Annotated in this window: 16 protein-coding genes; 6 read left to right on the top strand and 10 right to left on the bottom strand. The window is 62.7% G+C overall.

The genetic code is table 11. The annotated features are described in order from the left end of the window. Positions 1-166 precede the first annotated feature (166 nt). Together AC0L2Z_RS02500 and AC0L2Z_RS02495 are read right to left on the bottom strand one after the other, a co-directional pair. Complete coding sequence (locus tag AC0L2Z_RS02500) at positions 167-1,198, bottom strand: substrate-binding domain-containing protein (RefSeq protein WP_027156384.1); 1,032 nt, start codon at positions 1,196-1,198, stop codon at positions 167-169. Positions 1,199-1,623: 425 nt separating this feature from the next. Further along, a complete protein-coding gene (locus AC0L2Z_RS02495) occupies positions 1,624-2,142 on the bottom strand; it encodes a hypothetical protein (RefSeq protein WP_473626641.1) in 519 nt (172 codons plus the stop codon). On the opposite strand from AC0L2Z_RS02495, the gene AC0L2Z_RS02490 reads away from it, so the two are divergent. Genes AC0L2Z_RS02490 through AC0L2Z_RS02470 form a run of 5 tightly spaced genes read left to right on the top strand, consistent with a single transcriptional unit; the run spans position 2,038 to position 8,621 of the window. After that, positions 2,038-3,459, top strand: coding sequence for an IucA/IucC family protein (locus tag AC0L2Z_RS02490; protein ID WP_473626629.1), 1,422 nt, complete (start codon positions 2,038-2,040; stop codon positions 3,457-3,459). The genes AC0L2Z_RS02495 and AC0L2Z_RS02490 overlap by 105 nt on opposite strands. Further along, positions 3,443-5,152, top strand: coding sequence for an IucA/IucC family protein (locus tag AC0L2Z_RS02485; RefSeq protein WP_473626531.1), 1,710 nt, complete (start codon positions 3,443-3,445; stop codon positions 5,150-5,152). Before AC0L2Z_RS02490 ends, AC0L2Z_RS02485 begins: the two co-directional genes overlap by 17 nt. Before the next feature lie 12 nt (positions 5,153-5,164). Further along, positions 5,165-6,436, top strand: a complete 1,272-nt coding sequence (locus AC0L2Z_RS02480) for an AMP-binding protein (RefSeq protein WP_473626530.1) — start codon at positions 5,165-5,167, stop codon at positions 6,434-6,436. Then, positions 6,436-7,779 (top strand): DUF6005 family protein, encoded by a 1,344-nt coding sequence (locus tag AC0L2Z_RS02475; protein ID WP_473626528.1) that lies wholly within the window; start codon positions 6,436-6,438, stop codon positions 7,777-7,779. Before AC0L2Z_RS02480 ends, AC0L2Z_RS02475 begins: the two co-directional genes overlap by 1 nt. After that, the gene (locus AC0L2Z_RS02470) at positions 7,776-8,621 is read left to right on the top strand and encodes a sugar phosphate isomerase/epimerase family protein (protein WP_287172681.1); all 846 of its coding nucleotides are present in this window, start codon (positions 7,776-7,778) and stop codon (positions 8,619-8,621) included. The genes AC0L2Z_RS02475 and AC0L2Z_RS02470 overlap by 4 nt, the downstream gene beginning before the upstream one ends. A 141-nt stretch (positions 8,622-8,762) precedes the next feature. Here AC0L2Z_RS02470 and AC0L2Z_RS02465 read toward each other — a convergent pair whose 3' ends face one another. The 6 genes from AC0L2Z_RS02465 to AC0L2Z_RS02440 form a co-directional block, all read right to left on the bottom strand. Continuing rightward, positions 8,763-10,856 carry a TonB-dependent receptor domain-containing protein gene (locus AC0L2Z_RS02465; protein ID WP_473626527.1) on the bottom strand — a complete coding sequence of 698 codons (2,094 nt, stop codon included), beginning with the start codon at positions 10,854-10,856 and terminating at the stop codon, positions 8,763-8,765. A gap of 168 nt (positions 10,857-11,024) precedes the next feature. After that, on the bottom strand, positions 11,025-11,783 hold the full coding sequence (locus AC0L2Z_RS02460; RefSeq protein ID WP_473626525.1) for an iron ABC transporter ATP-binding protein: 759 nt from the start codon (positions 11,781-11,783) through the stop codon (positions 11,025-11,027). Further along, complete coding sequence (locus tag AC0L2Z_RS02455; protein WP_473626524.1) at positions 11,780-12,754, bottom strand: iron chelate uptake ABC transporter family permease subunit; 975 nt, start codon at positions 12,752-12,754, stop codon at positions 11,780-11,782. Before AC0L2Z_RS02455 ends, AC0L2Z_RS02460 begins: the two co-directional genes overlap by 4 nt. Then, positions 12,747-13,727 (bottom strand): ABC transporter permease, encoded by a 981-nt coding sequence (locus tag AC0L2Z_RS02450; protein WP_473626522.1) that lies wholly within the window; start codon positions 13,725-13,727, stop codon positions 12,747-12,749. Before AC0L2Z_RS02450 ends, AC0L2Z_RS02455 begins: the two co-directional genes overlap by 8 nt. Beyond that, positions 13,724-14,626 (bottom strand): siderophore ABC transporter substrate-binding protein, encoded by a 903-nt coding sequence (locus AC0L2Z_RS02445; RefSeq protein WP_473626521.1) that lies wholly within the window; start codon positions 14,624-14,626, stop codon positions 13,724-13,726. Before AC0L2Z_RS02445 ends, AC0L2Z_RS02450 begins: the two co-directional genes overlap by 4 nt. Before the next feature lie 28 nt (positions 14,627-14,654). Further along, entirely contained in the window at positions 14,655-14,939 is a 285-nt protein-coding gene (locus AC0L2Z_RS02440) for a DUF2218 domain-containing protein (RefSeq protein WP_473626519.1), read from the bottom strand. 160 nt (positions 14,940-15,099) lie between these two features. Between AC0L2Z_RS02440 and AC0L2Z_RS02435 the strand changes: the two genes are divergently transcribed. Next, complete coding sequence (locus AC0L2Z_RS02435) at positions 15,100-16,809, top strand: ABC transporter ATP-binding protein (protein WP_473626518.1); 1,710 nt, start codon at positions 15,100-15,102, stop codon at positions 16,807-16,809. Positions 16,810-16,887: 78 nt separating this feature from the next. Here the strand turns inward: AC0L2Z_RS02435 and AC0L2Z_RS02430 are convergent, their stop codons facing one another. Both AC0L2Z_RS02430 and AC0L2Z_RS02425 read right to left on the bottom strand, forming a co-directional pair. Then, positions 16,888-17,151 carry a hypothetical protein gene (locus AC0L2Z_RS02430; protein WP_473626516.1) on the bottom strand — a complete coding sequence of 88 codons (264 nt, stop codon included), beginning with the start codon at positions 17,149-17,151 and terminating at the stop codon, positions 16,888-16,890. Between the two features lie 708 nt (positions 17,152-17,859). Next, a complete protein-coding gene (locus tag AC0L2Z_RS02425) occupies positions 17,860-19,242 on the bottom strand; it encodes an FAD-binding oxidoreductase (protein WP_473626515.1) in 1,383 nt (460 codons plus the stop codon). Positions 19,243-19,380 lie beyond the last annotated feature (138 nt).

Raw genomic sequence — 19,380 nt, 5'->3', positions numbered from 1 at the left:
CCCTCTTTTTTATTTTTTTTTTTGTTTTTTTTATCCCCCCCCACACACCCCCCCCCCCCCCCCCCCTTTTTTTTTTTTTTTTTTTTTTGGGGGGGGGGGGGGGGGGGGGCCCCCCCCCCCCCCCGCCCGGTCGAGCATTCCGAAGGAGCTCCGAGAGCGGCGGGCCTTATTCCTCGATGCCCTTGGTGCCGCGCCGCTTGAGGTAGGCGTCCCAATAGAAATCATCGGCATTTTCCGCGGTGACGATGGAAAAGCCGTTGTCGACGAAGGGCACGCTCATGCCGTTGAAGCCCGACCGCCGGGCGTCGTTCATCGGATCGATCAGTTCAGGATGCTTGGCCAGCCACAGCAGCATGAATCCCATATAGCCCTGCATGCCCTGGTTCGGGTTGACTGAGCCAAAGATTTCGCCGGCCTTGATCATGTCGAGGATCTTGGCGTTGACGTCGGCCAGCATGACCCGGATCTTGCCGCCGCCTTCCTTGGCGGCCTGAGCTGCGCCGATTGCCGAGTTGGCTTCCGGCATGAACACCGCGCCCAGATCGGGATGCGCCTGAGCAAGGCTGAGCACGGCCTGGTAGGCCTTCGTCGCATCCTGGTTCGACGCAGCGCGGCCGACGAGCTTCATATCCGGCCATTTGGCTTCCATGCGGGCGATGAAGGCGGCAATGCGCTTGTCGTGATTGTCCTGTCCGGGGTTTTCGAGGACCGCGTATTCGCCCTTGCCGTCCATCGCCTTGGCGACTGCATCGGCGGCATAGGTGCCTTCGGCGACGTTGTCGGAGGTGATGTAGGATACGCGTTTGGAGTTGGGCGAGTCTGCGGCGAATGTGACCACTGCCGTTCCCTGCTCAATGGCCCGATTGATTGGCTCGATGAAGGGATCGGAGTTCATCGGATGGACCAGGATGCCAGCCGGCTTCTGAGCCAGCGCCTGGTCGAACGTCGCTATTTGCTTGTTCACGTCGTATTCGGGGGTCCCGGTATATTCGGTCTCGCAGCCGAACTGTTTTCCAGCCTGCTTGAACATCTCGTAGACCGGGAACCAATATTCGACGCCGGAAACCATGACGTTCATGACGTATTTTTCACCCGGTTCGCATTTGAACGGGTTAGCGGCCTGGGCAGCGGCGTGGCTTGCCCCCAACACTGTGGTGGCGGCTGCCGAAATGGCGAGCATGCTCAAAAATTTGCGCAAGAGTCCTCCCTCGGCCGAAGCCTGGTCAATGGGCGGTCGGACACTTGCGTGCCGCCGCTTGTGGTTGATGAGGCCGAACCTCCTCCCGAGGCCCAGCAGTTGATCATTCGCAGCAGTTGGCACGAGTGTCAATAAAATTCACATGTAGAAATATATTTCACAGCCTCATCAAAACCGGCAGCTTCGCGCCCATTGCCGATCTTCCCGCCGCTTCTCCAAAGCCGCCCTTCGCTGCGGCGCAAAGGATATGTGCGACCAGTTCCTTGCGGCAGTGCCTGCTCGAACGGGCGTAGAGCATCCATTGCCGGCATTGCCCAGATGACCGCCTTCGGAGGTTGATCCGCGCAGCTGACTAGGATAACATGACAATCGTAGTTTAGTTTAGCCGCGGCCGCAGCAAGGCTGGCCCTTCACGCGCGGCGCCATCAAAACCTTTGAAACTCAGCACAGAGCGCCTGCCCGGCGTCTGTGCGACATGGCGTCCGCAACGAATGATCGACAAGAATCAGATTGCAGCAGAACAGGCAATTTTTCGAGCCTTCGCAAACAGCTATTTGCGTGAGCTGAATTCCGGGATTCCGGTGTTCCACCGCATCGGAGAACGGAACTTCGATTGCGTGGAGATTTCCCTGCCGTCGCGGCATGCCGTGCTGCGCATCGAAATGAAATCCCGATCGCTTTGCGGAATGCACCTGTTTGGACAGATCTGGATTCGTCAGGATGCAGGTCCGAACTGGCACGAGATAGAACCGATCCTGGCCGTGCATCTGCTTGTGCTGGGAGCCAGAGAAGCCGGATCGGCCACGCACCGACAAGCCGATGTGGAGCTCCTCGAACGGATTCTTCAGAGCTGTCAGGCGACGAAGCGTTACCTCGACGCCGCCGATCGGGCGCCGCCACCGATCGGCTTTATAGCCGCGGAACAATCCCTGTATTTTGGACATCCGCTGCATCCGACGCCCAAGAGCCTGCAGGGCATGTCGAACTGGCAGCAGGATGTCTATGCCCCCGAATTGCGCGGCGGTTTCCAGCTGGCCTATTTCGCCGCCGCTGCCGACCTCGCCCGCGAGGATTCCGCCGGCATCGCGGTGACCGCGATCGTCAGCTCACTGCTGGGGAATGACGCCGGCAAGGTCGCCGCAGGTAACGGCGAGATGCTCCTGCCCATGCATCCGCTTCAGGCGCAAGCGTTGATGCTCGACCCGGCGGTGCGCGCGCTCATGGATTCAGGGCAGATCCGCTATCTCGGCCCGGCAGGGCCGGTGTTCACGGCGACTTCTTCGGTGCGCACGGTTTACAGCGATGATGCCGCCTGGATGCCGAAATTCTCGCTGCCCGTCCGCATCACCAACTCCAAGCGCGTCAACAGGCGGCACGAATTGGAGGCAGGCGTTGCGGTGGCGCGCCTGTTCGAACGCGCCGGGATCGACATGTTCGAGCCGCGCCTCGGCTTTCTCCACGACAGCGCATACCTGACGCTGGATTTTTCCGGACAGGCCGAGAGCGGTTTCGAAGTCATCTTCCGCGAAAACCCGTTCCGGGGCCGCGCCGGCGACCCGGTGATCACCGTTTCGGCACTGACGGCCGAACCACGTCCCGGGCACAGCTCATTGTTCGAAACCGTCGTCCGGCGCGTCGCGCAGGATCATGATATCTCGGTGCGGCAGGCGTGCCGTCGCTGGTTCGAATGCTATCTCGACTGTGCGCTCGATCCGCTGGTCAAACTCTACGATCGGTTCGGCGTCGCGCTGGAAGCGCATCAGCAAAACAGCTTGCTTGACCTGTCGCAGCAGGGGCTGCCCAGCCGATACCTCTATCGCGACAGCCAGGGGTTCTACCTCTCGAACAGTTTCAGAGCCCGGTGGTATGGCCTGATGCCCGACATTGTCCAGATCCGCAGTCTTTTCTTCGACGACCGTGAGATTCGCGAGCGGCTCTCCTACTACCTCATCGTCAATCAGATCTTCTCGGTCGTCGCTCGCGCCGGGCATGACGGCCTGGCAAGCGAGGCCGAACTGCTCGCCATGCTGCGTGCGCGGCTCAAGAAGCTGGCGCAAGAGCTTACTGGCGCAGGCGGGGAATTCGCGACCAGCCTGCTGGACAAGCCGCACATCACCGCAAAGGCCAACCTGGCGATCCGGCTGCAGGATGTCGATGAGCTGGCCGAGGGCGGCAGCGCCGTCTACACGCATTTTCCCAATCCACTCAGCCGTGTCGGGCTATTTGTCGCCGCGGAGCAGGCACATGCCATTGCCTCTTGATCTCCACGGCATCCCCGAGCTGCGTGTGATGCGCCAGCTCGCGGAAGCCCTGGTCTATGAGGGCCTGGTCGATTGCGCGGTGTCGCGAGACGGCGGGAAAGCCCGCTTCGAATGGCGCTGCGGCGGCGCCTCGATACGCTGCGAGGGATCGATCGGCGCCTTCGGCCGGGTCAGGGTTGTCGCCGAGACGATCGAGCGGGGCTGCGCCGACCAATGGCGCCCGGCGACGCTCGGCGATCTGCTTGCGTGCATAGACACCTGCCCCGAACGGCGCGCGCAACTCACGTCCGAACTGGATCTGACGCTCGATTTCAGCGCCTGGAACCAGCTCAATCTCCGGCCCAGACCGCGCCGCGATCTGCCATTTGCGCAACTCGACAGCGCGATCGATGAGGGTCATCCCTATCATCCGTGTTTCAAGGCGCGCACCGGCTTCGACTACGCCGACCACGCGGCGTACGGCCCGGAAGCAGGCAACGCCTTCCAACTGGCCTGGCTGGCGGTCGCGCCCGAACGTCTGCACTCGGCGTTTCCCACGGACGAGCAGGCTTTCTGGATGCACGAACTCGGCACCGAAACCTACGCGCTGCTGGACGAGCGCCGTGCCCGGCTCGGCGACAATGCAAGGCGGTTCGGCCTGATGCCGCTGCATCCCTGGCAATGGAAAGCGTTACAGGGCTCGGAGCTGTGGCGCTGGCTGGCGGAGGGCTCCGCCGGTTTCCTCGGCCATGCCGGCGATCGCTATAGCGCCAGCCAATCCGTGCGGACGCTGTTCAATCGCGATCACCCGCGACGCGCCAATCTCAAACTGCCGATGAATCTCGTCAACTCGTCGGCCAGGCGCATCATCGAGCCGCATTCGGTGTGCAGCGCGCCGTCGATCAGCCGCTGGCTCAAGGACATTGTCGCCAGCGATACGCTGTTCGAGGCGCGCTATCCGCTCACGATCCTCGCCGAATATGCCGGCACGATCGCAGATCGGGAAGGACCGCTGGCAGGACAGATCGCCGCGATCTGGCGGGAGGACGTTACCAGCAGCCTTCAGCCCGGCGAAACCGCGGTGCCGCTCAACGCGCTGATGGCCTTGGAGAGTGACGGCCGGCCGTTCGTCGCGGACTGGATCGATGAGTACGGGCTGGACGCCTGGCTCGACAAGCTTGTGGCTACGGTGGTGATGCCGGTGTTTCACCTGCTCGTCGGCCATGGCATCGCGACGGAAGCGCATGGCCAGAACCTGATCCTGATCCATCGCGATGGCTGGCCAGTGAGGCTGGCGATGCGCGACTTCCACGACAGCGTCGAATATGCGCCGGGCTTCCTGCGCGATCCCTCCATTGTTCCCGACTTCCTCGCCTTGAACCCCGCCTATCGTGACGCCGCGCCCAACCAGTACTACTGGATGGAGAGCGCCGATTTGCTCGGCGAGCTCTGCCTGGACGCGCTGTTCGTCTACAACCTCGCCGAGATCTCGCATCTGCTGCGGCATTTTTACGGTCTCGACGAAGACAGCTTCTGGTCAGGCGTCGGCAGGCAGTTGCAGGACCATTGCCGGCAGTTCGGACTGACACACCGCCAGGCCGCGCTTGGCCTTTTCCAGCCACGCATCCGCACGGAATCGCTGCTGCGACGCAAGCTCGCGCCACCGGGCACCGAATGCGCTCACGAAATCCCAAACAGCCTTGCAGTCGCGTAAGGAGACAGAAAAATGATCACCATCAACGACACGGTCTTTGATCGAACCTATTTCCGCGACGCGGCGGATCGCATTGCGGCCGCGGTGCAACTCGACAAGCGCGCAGGCGACCGTTTTGCGGTCTGTTTCTCCGAGGCGCAGGATTGGCTGGCGTTCTTCTTTGCCGCGCGCGCGGCCGGCGCCAGCGTGCTGCCGCTGCATCCCTCGACGCCATATGCCGCGGCGCGCCGGCAGGCGGAGACGGCGAAGTGCAACTGGCTTTTCTACAACCGGCTGGATGGCGAGCCGATCTGCGAGGAGCGCGCCAGCGAAGCTGGACAGCTGCTGCAGATGAGTTCTGGCACGACCGGCGAGCCGAAATGCATCGCGCGCGCCTGGAGCGACATAGACGACGAGGTCGACAGCTACACCTCGGCGTTTGTCGAGCCACAGGACATGACCCCGTTGATCGCCGGCCCAACCACCCATTCATATGGCTTGATCTGCGGCGTAATGGTGGCGCTGAAGCGCGGCCAGTCGCCCGCAATACTGGACACCGGGAACCCCAAATTCCTGCTGCGCAAGCTGCGCGAAACGGAGCGCCCCTATCTGATCTCGTCGCCGGCCATCCTTCACACGCTCGCCAGGCTATTGCCGGCCGGCGAGCAGATCCACGCAACGATGACATCCGGCACCCTCTTGCCCGACCCCTGGTTCGGGCAGATCAGGGCCAAGTCCAGGCACATGTTCCAGCAGTACGGCTGCTCGGAAGCCGGCTGCATAGCGATCAACCCGGATGTGCAGGCGGCTAATGAAGTCGGCTATGTGCTGCCGCGCTTCGCGTTGCGAGACGCCGGCACTTCCAATGACCCGAAGGAAATTGCCGTCGAGCGCAAAGGCGTGGTCGTCGAGACGCGCGACCTCGGCTACCGCCGCGACGACGGCATGCTGGTCTTCCTGTCGCGTCTCGACGACCTGATCAACGTCTCGGGCCTCAACGTCTATCCGAAGGAAGTCGAGGACGTGGTCATGACATTCGGCGGCATTGGCGACGCCGTCGTGTTCCGCAAGCAGGATGCGTTCGCGGGCGAGCGCGTCGCGCTTCTGTTCAGCGCCGAACATGCGGTCGACCGGTCGCAGCTTCGGCAATGGTGCGCCGAGCGGCTTGCAGCACACCAGATGCCAACCGAGATCGTCCACGTGGAGCGGATCCCGCGCCAGGCGAACGGCAAGATCAGCCGGCGCGACGTGGCTGTGCGCTACGGCACGGGCGAATTCGCGCCGGTACGGACGGAGGCAGCCTGATGACCTACGATCAAATACTCGACGCGATCGGAACGATCCTGCGCGACAAGCTCGACAACCAGCACATGGATAGTTTCGCGCCGCAAGCCAGGCTGAACGAGGATCTGTATCTCGATTCCGTGCTCATTCTCGAGATCATGCTGGCGCTTGAACTCGACCACGGTGTCGCGCTTCCCGAGGAGGTGATCAGCCGTCAGGATATGGACACGGTGGACGATCTGGCGCGGCTGTTCGTCAACGTCTCGGAACCGAATGGAACACTTGTTAGGCCGGCAAAGGAACTTGTTCTCGCTCGCGCCGAAAGAGAGGCGGTTGAGCGGATCGGCGTGCATGGCGAGGACTTCGTCGACATCAAGGTGCATTGCTTCGTCAGCAATGTCTGCCACGCGGTGAAGCAAAGGCAGCTTGATCATCGACCTTTCTTCTTCGGCGTCTGGGATGCTGGTTTCGCCGTCGATAAAAGCTGGCGGCTGGCGTATCACGCGCCTGAAATCAACCACGACTTCTTCCGCGATTGGTTCGAGCGCCTGTACGGCGCCAAGGTCCGCCAATGGTATCGGCCGGACGCAGCCAAGGTAGAGAACCTGGCGACGATGCTGGAGCTTCTGGATCGCAAGAAGCAGAGCGAGTACCTGATGGTCATGCTCGATCTCTTCCACCTGCCGGAGCGCGAGAATAAGTTCAACCAGAACCCGTTCCCGCACTATCTGATGTTGGAACACACCGAGGATCCGGCGGTGTGGATGGTCCTAGACCCCGATTTCCGCTGGGAAGGCGGGATCGAGAAGCAGAAAGTCATCAATGCGATCATGCAGCCGACGGTTGCCGGCGGCTTCATCTTCGACGCTGCCGACATCAGGAAACCGTCCGCCGTCGATCTGCGCGACTATTTCCTTGCCTGTTTCCATGAAGACGACAATCTGCTGACGCGCGCCACGCGCGAAGTCGTTCGGGCGCACTTGGAAGGCCGCGACGGCCTGAAACTGGCCGAGTTGTCGATGGCGCTGCGCGAGCTGCCGGTCATATCGATCCGCAAATACGCGCTGGAGCATGGCTTCGCCTTTTTCTGGCGATCGCTGCAGCTTTCCAACGCCGGGTTCGACACGATCTGCGACGACATCGAATCTCTGATCCAGGAATTCAAAGCGCTTCACTACGCCATCATGAAAATCAGCCAGACAGGCGACGAAGCCCTGGCGTCGCGGGTGTTCGAAAAACTCGACATGCTCGACGCGATGGAGCGCTCGCTGAAGCGCCGCCTTGCCCAAATCTATCGGGCGTGGTGCGACACGCGCGGCCTCCTGCACGCGCCGCGCCACGATGTCGAAGACGCCGTCGCATGAGGCTGTCGCTCTGCACGATCACCTTCCGCCATCACCTGCTGTCGCTGGAGGACATCGCGCGATGGGCGGCGGCGAACGATTTCCAAGGCATCGAGCTCTGGGGCGCACACGCGCGCAACATGCAGCATATAACCGAGCGCAACGCTGACTGGATGGCGGCGTTCGGCCTTTCGGTGCCGATGCTCAGCGACTATCTGCCTCTCGATGAGGATCTGGCGTCGCTGCGTCACGCCACGTCGAACCTCTGCCGCCTGGCCGGCCGCTGGGGCGCCCGCAAGGTGCGCACGTTCGCCGGCAAGTCGGCAAGCCGGGACACCTCGCCCGAAGCGCGCTGGCGACTGTCGGCGCGGCTCAAGGACGCCTGCATGATGGCGCAGGACCAGGGCTGCCAGCTACTGGTGGAGACACATCCGGGAACGCTTGCCGATACGCTGTCGTCGACGCAGCGCCTGCTCGAGGAGGTCGACCATCCGGCGCTGGGCATCAATTTCGACACCTTGCACGTCTGGGAAGGCGGCGCCGATCCGGTCGCCGCGCATCGCGCCCTGTTGCCGCATATCCGGCACTATCATCTGAAAAATGTCCGCTCGCGTGCCGACCTCGCCGTCTTCGAGCCGGCAAACGTCTATGCCGCGGCCGGAAAGCGGACGGGCATGACCGCGCTTTTCGACGGCGCGGTCGACTATCTGCAATTCCTCGACGAATTGTTCGAGCGCGAGGAGGTGGATGCCTCGCTGGAATGGTTCGGCGGCGACTGCTTCAACATACTCGCCAACGACGCCCGCAACATGCGCCTGCTACGGGCGGACCGCGAAGCACCGGTTCGCGCCGGCGTCGCTTGAGCATCGACAGCGCCGCGCGTCCTTATGGATGCCGAAAGGGCGCTGTAGCACTTTGGCGCACGATCCGTTCCGAAGGCGCCAACGCAGACATCGTTTTTGCAGCCGGCTGGGCGATTGCCGAGGCCGGCGTTTTGCCAGGGATCAGAAGCGCGCGGTGGCGCTCAGCCGGAACGAGCGGCCGGGATCAAAGTGCGGCGCCACCCCGTCGAAATCCTGCCCGTAGGCCGCGCGGTCGGTATAGGCCTCGTCAAAAATGTTGAGCGCGTCGGCGCGCAGCGTGAAGTTCGGCTTCGAAGGCGGTGTCCACTCGACATAGGCGTTCACCACCTCATAGCCGGGCAGTTCCTTCTTCTCGCTTGTCGGGTCGGTTGGATGCCGTGCCAGCGTCCTGTCGGTCTTCAAGGCGATTTCGATGTCGCCACCGACTTTGACGCCCCAATCGTCGAATGTGTAGCCGGCGCCGATCATCACGATCTGGCCGAGAGGCGTCGTCAAATAGCGGCCGATCTCCGTATCAGCCGGCTCGCCGGCGACGTCGGCGTTGATGTCGGCGTATTTCAGGCTGACAAAGCCGGCGTCCCAATCATAGCGGCCGCCGATTTCCCAGCCCTTGGAAACGAGATCGAGCGTTCGAATCGATGTCACCTCCGGGACCGGCGCGCCACGTCCGAACACCGGCAGGCGCGCGTCGTTGATGTCGGTGCGAAACACGTTCGCCTCGAAGGTGAAGCCGTTGTAGCGCGCCTCCAGGCCGGCCGTATAGTTGTTAGACGTCACCGGCTCCGGGCCGTCGCCATAGGTCCAGGCCGGGTTCTGCAGGTAGTTTTCTGCCAGCGGTACACCGCCCCAGACATGCGAGGTCCCCGCCTTTACCGTCAGGAACTCCGGCACAAGGTCATACTCGCCCGAAATGTTGCCGCTCAGACCCGCATTGTTCCAATCCGAATCGTCGACGCCGGTGAACCATTGGTGATCGGCGCGCCCGCCGAGCGAAATCCTGGCCTGGTCTAAGGGCTCCAGGCGCGCCTGTGCATAGGCGCCGATATTGGTGGCGCGCTCGTCCGTGAAGAACGGCTCGGTCGAGTTGAGATAATCCAGGTCCGCCCTGTCGTTGTAGAAGTCGAAACCGGCAGTGACGCTGCCGATGTCGAGCGCGAAGCGGTTCTCCACTTTGCCGTTGAAGCTGCTGGTCGCGCCGTCGGTCGGCGACACGATATTGGGGTCGGAGCGGGCCGTTTCCAGCGTCCCAATTTGGGTGCGGCTGTAAGCGAGTACGATCTTGGGGTCCCACCAGCCTTCCGGCGACGTGTCCGTATAGGTAAAAACCGTGTTCTGGCGGCGCAGATCGTAGTTCCGGACTTCAGGCTCCGCGCCGCGGTTGATATAGACATTGGCGCGATAGGGGCGCAGTTCGTCGTCGCGGACCTGCTCGTGGCTGAGCTCGAAACGATGGCCCTCGACGCTCTCGTAGGCGATCTTGGCCAACCCGCTGATCAGATCGGTGCCGGTCCCCGGCATCTCTTGGCCGTTGCCGGCGGTGAAGTTGCCGCCACGGCCGTAATTGATGTAGCCGAGATACTCGAACCCGTCCTGCCGGCCGAAGCCGCTCACGCCGGTGGTGAACGTCTCGCTGTTGGTGTCCCATATGCCGGTGACGAAACCGCCAAAATTGCGGCCGGGTTCGAGCAGGTCGACGGCGTCCTTGGTTTCGAAACCAAGCGAGCCCGCGAGTGCGCCCGGACCGGCGTCGGCCGGCGCGACGCCTGCCTGCACCGACGCGGCCTTTAGAAGTGCCGGGTCGAGCAGATAGGTGCCGTTGTGGTGGAACACCTTGTTGTTCTGTCGTGACCCGTCGACAGTCACGGCCAGATTGTTCTCATCGACGCCGTTGACGTAGATCTTCTGCGTGCTGGGGATCGCGCCGCCGACGGCGATCTGCGGCTCGCCGGAGAACACCTCCCTCAAATCCTGCGGTTTCTTGCGATCGATCTCCTGCTGGTCGATGGTGATCAGGTTGGCGCCGGCCGTCGCGTTGGCGCCCGCCCCCACATCCACGACGAGAATGGTGTCAAGTTGCGTGCCCCCAGCGGGAGCTTGGCTGTCTTCATTTTCTTCGGTGGTGCTCGTTCCGGCTTCCGCCTCCGGGGCGGGGGCAGACTGCGCCATCGCTTCGGGACACAAGAAAATGGACATCGCGGTGCTGACGGTCAGCGCTCGCAACAGATCTGATGACATCGGCTAAATCCCCTCGAATACGATAGCCCCGGGCTGGCGCGAACCGCGCCTGTTGGGACTGCCTTAACCCATCGGTTGCGCTGCGGCAATAAACCTGATAATGAAAATCCAGTTATGCAAGCCGTTGTAACTGCTGCGCTCTTCGAGCGCTGCAGCCGCGGAGCTTACTCAGGCGTGGTGCAGGACGGTCGGCCGACCGGCGATGTTTTCGACCCGCATCGAGAAGCCAAAAATGCTCTCCAGTATATCCGGCCGGATGATGTCGCCGGTTTCGCCCGATGCGATAACGGCGCCGTCCTTCATCGCGACGATGCGGTCGGCGTACGAGGCTGCATGATTAATGTCGTGAAGCACGATGAGCACCGTCTTGCCGTGCTCGTCGGCGATTCGTCTCAGCGTCCGCATCAGGTTTCTTGCATGAAACATGTCGAGGTTGTTCAGCGGCTCATCGAGAAGGATATAATCCGTCCCCTGGCAGAAGGTCATGGCGACGAGGGCGCGCTGCCGTTGCCCGCCTGACAAGGTGTCGATAAAGCGCAGCGCCAGGTCGCTGAGATCGAACTGTTCGAGCGACGCCGCGATGATTTCGCGGTCTTTCGCGGTCAGCCGCCCGCGGTTGTGCGGGAAACGACCGAACCCCACCAGTTCGGCGACACGCAGGCGGCTTGCGACGCCGGGATCCTGTCGCAGGATGGCCATGATCCTGGCCAACTGCCGGCTCGGCGTCGTATCGACCGGCAGCCCGTCGACGGTGATGCGGCCGCTTTGCAGGGGCCGCAGGCGGGCGATCAACGACAACAGGCTGGACTTGCCAGCGCCATTCGGTCCGACAAGCGCCGTGACGCCGCCCTTCGGCACGGTCAGGCTGACATTATCCAGAATGCGGCTGCCGCCAAGAGCCAGGGAGACGCCTGCAATCTCGATCATTGCCGGCCCCCGGCAAACAGAATGGCGAGGAACACGATGCCGCCGACAAACTCCACGACGATGCCGAGGCTGCCTTCCCCGCCCAGAGCATGCTGGAGGATTGTCTGGCCGCCGACGAGCACGATTATCGCCGTGAGCGCGGCTGCCGGCAGAAGGATGGCGTGCCGGTCGGTGCCGACGATGCGCTCAGCGAGCGAAACCACCAGCAGCCCCAGAAACGCCATCGGTCCAACCAGCGCCGTCGACGCCGACACGAGCGCGGCGACAACAACCAGCAGCCCGGCAGCCGTGACGCGCCACGCCACGCCGAGCCCAATGGCTGTGTCGGTGCCCAGCGCGAGCACATCGAGAACATGTCGCGCCCGCCAGGCGATGGCGACACCCGCCACGGTGATCAGGCCGGCCACCAGCAGGAGATCGGGTTCCACCGCATTGAAGCTGGCGAAGACCGTACCCTGCAGTACGGCGAAATCGTTCGGATCCAGCAGCCGCGCCAGCAACGTCGTCAGCGATCGGAACAGCACGCCCAGCACGACGCCAGTCAGCAGCATCAGCGTCAGGTCGAACCGCCGGCGAAGCATCGGCAGGAACAGCGCCAGCGCGAGGCTGGTCATTGCCGTGAAATTGCCGAAGAAGTGCAGGCTGGGATCGATGCCGGCAAAGCCGAAACCGCTCAGCGCAAAAACCAGCGCCGTCTGGCAGAAGACGTAAAGCGCATCCAGGCCCATGATCGACGGCGTGATGATGCGGTTGGCGCAAACGGTCTGGAACACGACCGTCGAAACCGCCACCGCCACGCCGACCAGAACCATCGCAGCCAGCCGCGCTGCGCGCAGTTCGACCACGAAGGCGAGATCGCCGCGCAGGCCGATCGTCATGAAGGCCACGCCGACCAGCACTGCGACCGCCGCCATCATCGCGAGGCGGCCCTCGTGCCGCACCAGGCCGCGTTGCATCAAAACTTCAGTCATTGCTGTTTCGGCCAAGCAGCAGGACTAGGAACAGCACGGCCCCGACGACGCCGAGGATCGTGCCGACCGCAACCTCGTAAGGGAAACGGATGAGCCTGCCCATGATATCGCAGGCAAGCACCAGCGCCGCGCCACCGCCGGCGACCCATGGCAAGGTGTGGCGCAGGTTTTCGCCGGCGAAGCGCGATACGATGTTGGGCGCGACAAGGCCGACGAACGGGATCGTACCGACGACGACCACGGTCAGCGCGGTGATGGCCGAGACGATGACCAGGCCGAGCCGAAGCATAGCGGCATAATTCAGGCCGAGCCCTATGCTGACGTCCCTGCCCAGCGAAAGCATCGTCAGGCGGTCGGCCGTCCACCAGGCCAATACGACCAGTGCGCCCGCAACCCACAACAGTTCATAGCGCCCGCGCAGGATGCCGGAAAACTCGCCCGTCATCCACACTTCGAGATACTGCAGAAGGTCCAGGTGCCAAGCGGCAAAGATCGCGGCGGCGCCAATGACGCCGCCATAGACCAATCCGAACAGCGGAACGAGAAAAGGTTGTGTCGGCGGCAACCTATGCGCGAGCATGAGGAAAACGGATGTCCCGGCGAGAGCGGTCACCGCCGCGCCGGCTGCCTTCCATCCAAGCGATGCATCGGGCCAAACCAGCGTCACCACCAGTATGCCGAGTGCCGCCGATTGCGCGGTTCCAGCCGTCGAAGGCTCGACGAAACGGTTGCGGGCAAGCGTCTGCATCACAAGCCCTGCGATGGCCAGGGCGCTGCCGGCCAGAAGTGCCGCCAACGTCCTCGGCAAGCGGCTGATCATGATCAGCCGCAAGGCTTCCGGATCGGAGGCCAGACTGCCTATGGCAAGCTCTCCGACGCCGACGAACAGACTGGCCACAAACAGCGCCAGCAGGGTTGCGGCGCCGATTGCCTGACAGGCGAAGCCTTGAGAGCCAAGCGATCCGGCGGTCATTGGGTCCGCGAGAAAGCGTCTCGAACGGTCTCAAGCACGCGCTTCGTCGACTGGACGCCGCCTGCAGCGATGTAGAAATCGGCTGCCGGCATGTAGACCACCTGCCCTTTCTTCCAGGCTGTGGTTTCGGCCACCAGTTCATTGTCCAGCGTCGCCCTGGCGTTCTGCTCCCCCGAGCCGATCGCCGCGGCGCGATCGAGCACGATGAGCCAGTCCGGATTGGCGTCGCGGAGGAACTCGAAGGAGATCGCTTCGCCGTGGGTGGCGGCCTCGACATCCTCGACCGCCGGCGTGAGTTGGAGCGCCGAATGCAGCCAACCGAAGCGGGACTCCTTGCCGTAGGCGGTCACCTTCGGGCCGCTGGTCATCAGGATCAGCGCCGTGCCCTTGCCCTTGACGGCGGCACGCGTCGACGAAAGCGCGTCATCGAGTTCCGAAGCAAGCGCCGCCGCCTCGGCCGGCTTGCCGACGAGAGCGCCGTAGGCCATCAGGCGCTGCTTCGCCTGCGCGAACAGATCATCGCCATTCATCGTCATATCGATGCTCTGCGCAATCCGGCTGGTCGCCGCCAGTTGCGGCGAGGAGCGCCCGCCGACAATGATGAGGTCCGGCGCCAGCGCGCTCAGCGCCTCCAGATCGGGCTCGAAGAGGGTGCCGACGATTTCCGCGCCGTCCTTCAACCCGGCGAGTTCGGGCACATAGAGCTTATCGGGCAAGCCGGCGATCTTCACGCCCAGGCTGTTCAACGTATCGACTGCCGCAATGTCGAACACCGCGAGCGTTTGCGGGGTCTTTCCGACCGTTACCGGGCCGTTCGCGGTCTCGATCTCGGTTGCGAACGCCTGAACGAGGAAAAGCGCCAATGCCGGCAAGGCCAGGACCGACTTCAGCCATCTCATGAGCATACTCCGTAGCGAAGACGACGCTTCAATCGCGCCAGGCCAGCGGCTGGAGATTTTCGCGGAAGGCGAGCCGGACGAGATGCGATTCGATGACCTGCTTGGTCTCGGTCAACGCGGTGGCGTCGGCCGCTTCCACCACTATGTCCAGCCGTTCGAGACCGGCATGCATTGTAGCCGTGCCGCAGGAGAAGCGGCACTGCCCATGCCCATCGCCATAGGCGACCTCGACCTTGTGCGCGAAATGCTTGCAAAGCTGCTGGAGATATTTGCCCGCATTCGGCGTTTCGCAGCGCGTGATCGCAGTCAGCATGGAGACCTCATAATATGATGTTTACACTCCACTTATCGTAAGCTATCCGTTCGGACAAGTCGGCGGCGCTGAGCAGTCGCCGCAAGAAATGCCTGTAGCGACAGCCCTCGCATAGCCATGCTCCTGGCAGGCCAGACCTTCGAACAGAAAAAGCGTCCCAATGCTGCGCAGATTTTTCGCCTACTACCGCCCCTGGAGAAGTCTGTTCATCCTGGATTTCTGCTGCGCGGTTCTGTCTGGCCTGCTGGAACTCGGGTTTCCGATGGCCGTCAAGCTGTTTGTCGACGAGCTGTTGCCGACTCAGCAGTGGCTGCTGATCCTTGCTGCGTCGGCCGGCCTGCTTGCCATCTACGTGGTGAACACCGGACTGATGGCGGTCGTGGTCTATTGGGGCCATATGCTCGGTATCAACATCGAGACCGAGATGCGCCGGAAGAGCTTCGATCACCTGCAGAAGCTCTCGTTCCGCTTCTATGACAATCACAAGACCGGTCACCTCATCGCCCGGGTCACCAAGGACCTGGAGGAAATCGGCGAGGTTGCCCATCATGGCCCGGAAGACCTGTTCATCGCGATCATGACGTTCATCGGCGCCTTCGCGCTGATGTTCCTGGTCAATCCGCAGCTTGCGCTGATTACGGCGGCAATTGTGCCGCTGGTCGCCTGGGTGACAAGCCGCTATGGCGCGCGCATGACACGCAACTGGCAGGCGCTTTACGGGCGGGTCGGCGATTTCAACGTTCGCATCGAGGAGAATGTCGGCGGCATGCGGGTGGTGCAGGCTTTCGCCAACGAAGACCACGAGCGCAACCTGTTCGCGCGCGACAACGCCAGCTACCGCAAAACCAAGCTCGATGCCTATCGCATCATGGCCGCAAGCACGTCGCTGAGCTACATGAGCATGCGGTTGATCCAACTGGTGGTGATGATCGCCGGAAGCTACCTCGTGCTGCGTGGCGAACTTTCCAGTGGCGGCTTCGTTGGCTTCCTGCTCCTGGTCAATGTGTTCTTCCGGCCGATCGACAAGATCAATTCGGTGATTGAAACCTATCCGAAAGGCATCGCCGGATTTCGCCGCTATGCAGCCCTCCTCGACACTGAACCGGACATCGCGGATCGGCCGGGCGCAATTGACGCACCGACGCTCCGGGGTGACATCAGCTACCGGGACGTCAGCTTCGGCTATAGCGGCGAACGGCCGGTTTTGAAGAACATCAATCTCGACATCGAAGCAGGACAGACCATCGCCTTCGTCGGGCCATCCGGCGCCGGCAAGACGACCCTGTGCTCGCTGCTGCCGCGTTTTTACGAGGTCGACAGCGGGTCCATCACCATCGACGGTCTGGATATCCGCGATATGACGCTGGCTTCGTTGCGCGGCCAGATCGGTATCGTCCAGCAGGACGTGTTCCTGTTCGGCGGCACGATCCGCGAGAACATCGCCTATGGCCGGCTGGACGCGGTCGAGAGCGAGATCGTCGAGGCAGCGCGCCGCGCGCGCCTCGACGAACTCATCGCCTCGCTGCCGGAAGGCCTCGATACGATCATCGGCGAGCGCGGCGTAAAACTTTCGGGCGGTCAGAAGCAGCGCCTGGCAATCGCGCGCATGTTCCTGAAGAACCCGACCATCCTCATCCTGGACGAGGCGACGTCGGCACTCGACACGCAGACCGAGCGCGAGATCCAGCAGTCGCTGGCAGAGCTTGCGCAGGGCCGAACGACGCTGGTGATCGCGCACCGGCTGGCGACGATCCGCAATGCCGATCGCATTGTGGTGGTCGCCGATACAGGCATCGTCGAACAAGGTCCGCATGATGAACTGGTGGCACGCGGCGGCGCTTACTCGCGACTGGGCGCGGCTTCAGATTAAATCCGCTGGGAGGTGATTCCAAGCGGCGGGCGAGCCCGCCGCCTGGAAGTCGAATCTCGACCGTGTGGCCGAACGCTGTTATCGGCTCCCCCAGATACCGTGTCCGTAACCGGGTTCGGGGAAGGTCGAATTTCCTGCCGAGGTCGGTGCGCTGTCGGCCGTGCCGACACTGGCTGTGCCGCCCAGGTCAAGCGCGTAGCCGTTGTCGGACGCCATCGAATGGTGACCGGTCTTCGGATAGAAGGAGCCATGGCTGTAGTCGGAGCCATAGTGGTCGCTGCCGGCAAAAGCCATGCCGGAGGCAAACAGGAAGGTGGCTGTGGCAAGAACGATCTTGAGCATTTCAATTCTCCATTTTGAGGCTTAGCGTTTGGCCTCGACGCGCCGTGCCCCGCACCGCATCGATGAGGCCGTCTTTTCATGCCCTTTGGGCAAACCGACCAACCGCTATCGTCCTGGATGTGCGGCGGCAGGTTGTTCAGCGCACGGTCTCTTGTTGCGTTCGTGTGCAGTTCGGTGGGCTGCCCAATGGCAGCCGAGATCATCACCAATCGGCAGTGTCAGCGCGGCCGTACGAATGGCGGCTGTTCCCGATCAGGCGTCGCGTAGCTGGGTTGACGTCTGCCCCTTGTCGATCATGGCGTTGCAAGAGCCGGCGAGCCGCTTCATGGCCCGGGTGGTTTTGGCCAACAAGGCTCGCGCGGAGCCGGTCGGGGAAATCGTATGAAGCAACTGGCCTATGCATTTTGAACCTCAGGTTTCGGAGCAAAAAATGTCGACCCTCGCCAAGACTAGATGTTCGGTATTAGGCTCTGGATATTTTCGTTTCGTCCGTTTATTCTTCCGCGTCTTCGGATCTTATTGTCATACACCGCTTTCGTTTCAGGCGTTTTTCTGCATCGCGGTGGAGTGTTTCGTTTGTTTCAGAGGCACGCCCGACGGGGCGGGACGCATTTTGTGGATGGTCGTCCTCGATGGCGCGACACCGGCTTGCGCATGCCAGGCCTGTCCGCCTCGCTCGACCCAAGGACGGACAGGCTCAGCCTCGGCTTACGGCCGGATGTTGTGGTTGACGCGGAAGAGGTTCGCCGGATCGTATTTGCGCTTGACCGTGACGAGCCGCTCATAGTTGGCGCCGTAGGCGGCGCGTTCACGCGCCTCGCCTTCATCATCCATCATGAAGTTGATATAGGCGCCACCGTGCGGGTTGTGCTTGTGCACCGCAGCCCAATACTCGCTTGCCCAGCGCCTCAGCTCCAGCGCCTTCGTCGGGTCGGGGTCGATGCCGGCGATAACCATGGACCAACGCGCTCGCCGCGCTCCCCAGGCGGTAGCGTCCGGAGCCACTTCCTGGGCCGCTCCGTCGATGGGGTAGAGATGCATCAGCGACAGTTCGCTCGGCGTCTTCGAGCCGTGCTCGGCATGGGCTGCGATGGCCGCATCGGACAGCTCGTCGACATAATCGCCCTTCCAGTACCACTGCAAGCCCTTCGGCAGCAGCGGATCAAACAGCGCCTGCAGATCGACGAAGGGCATCTGCATCATACCGTCCATCAGTGGCCCGGGAAGCGCGTCGCGCACGGGCTGCATCGCCCGGATGCCGTCCTCCTCCGCGCCGTTGTAGCAGCTGATCAGCGCGCAGACGCGCCTTCCCCAGATCTCGCGCGGGAAAGGGTCGCAGGAGGGCACCGTCTTGATGCCGAAGAACATCCCGAGCTCTCGCGGCGCTCCGGGCAGGAAGCCGCGGTACCAGCGCATGATCTCTGCGGTATGCTCGATGTCGAAGAAGATCGGCCCGGCATAGACATCCTTCGCCGGATGCGCCTGAAATGTGAAGCGCGTCACGACGCCGAAGTTGCCGCCGCCGCCGCGCAGCGCCCAGAACAGCTCCGGGTGTTCGTTCTCACTTGCCGTCACGACGCTGCCGTCGGCCAGCACGACCTCGGCCGCAAGCAGATTGTCGATGGTGAGGCCGTGTTTGCGCGTTAGATGGCCAGTGCCGCCGCCCAGCGTCAGTCCGGCGATGCCTGTGGACGAGACGAGGCCAGCCGGCACCGCCAGCCCATGAGCGCTGGCGGCGCGGTCGACATCGCCTTGGGTGCAGCCGGCCTCGACGCGGACCGTGCTGGTCCCGATATCAATATCGACCCGATTCATCGGCGACATGTCGATGACCATTCCGCCGTCGCAACTGCCGAAGCCCGGACCGCTGTGGCCGCCGCCGCGAATGGCAAGAAGCAAGTGCTTGTCCCGGGCATGATTGACTGCCGCGACGACATCGGCGACCTCGGCGCAGGGGATGATCCAGCGCGGCCGCTTGTCGATCATGGCGTTGTAGAGCCCGCGAGACTCTTCATAGGCCGGATGGTTTTGGTCAATGACGCTCGCGAGGAGCCGGTCGGGGAAATCGTGCGAAGTAACTGGCTTATCCATATTGAACCCTCAGGTTTCAGAGCAAGACGCGTCGACACTCGCCAAGACTAGATTGTTCATCCTGGGCGCTGGACATTTGCGCTTCGCCGGTTGAATCTGCCGCATCTGCGGCTCTTCTTGTCCTACACCGCCTTCGTT

This window comes from Mesorhizobium sp. WSM4850, assembly GCF_055811735.1.
The sequence above is the reverse complement of the archived record's forward strand: the minus strand, read 5'-3'. Positions and strand labels throughout refer to the sequence as shown.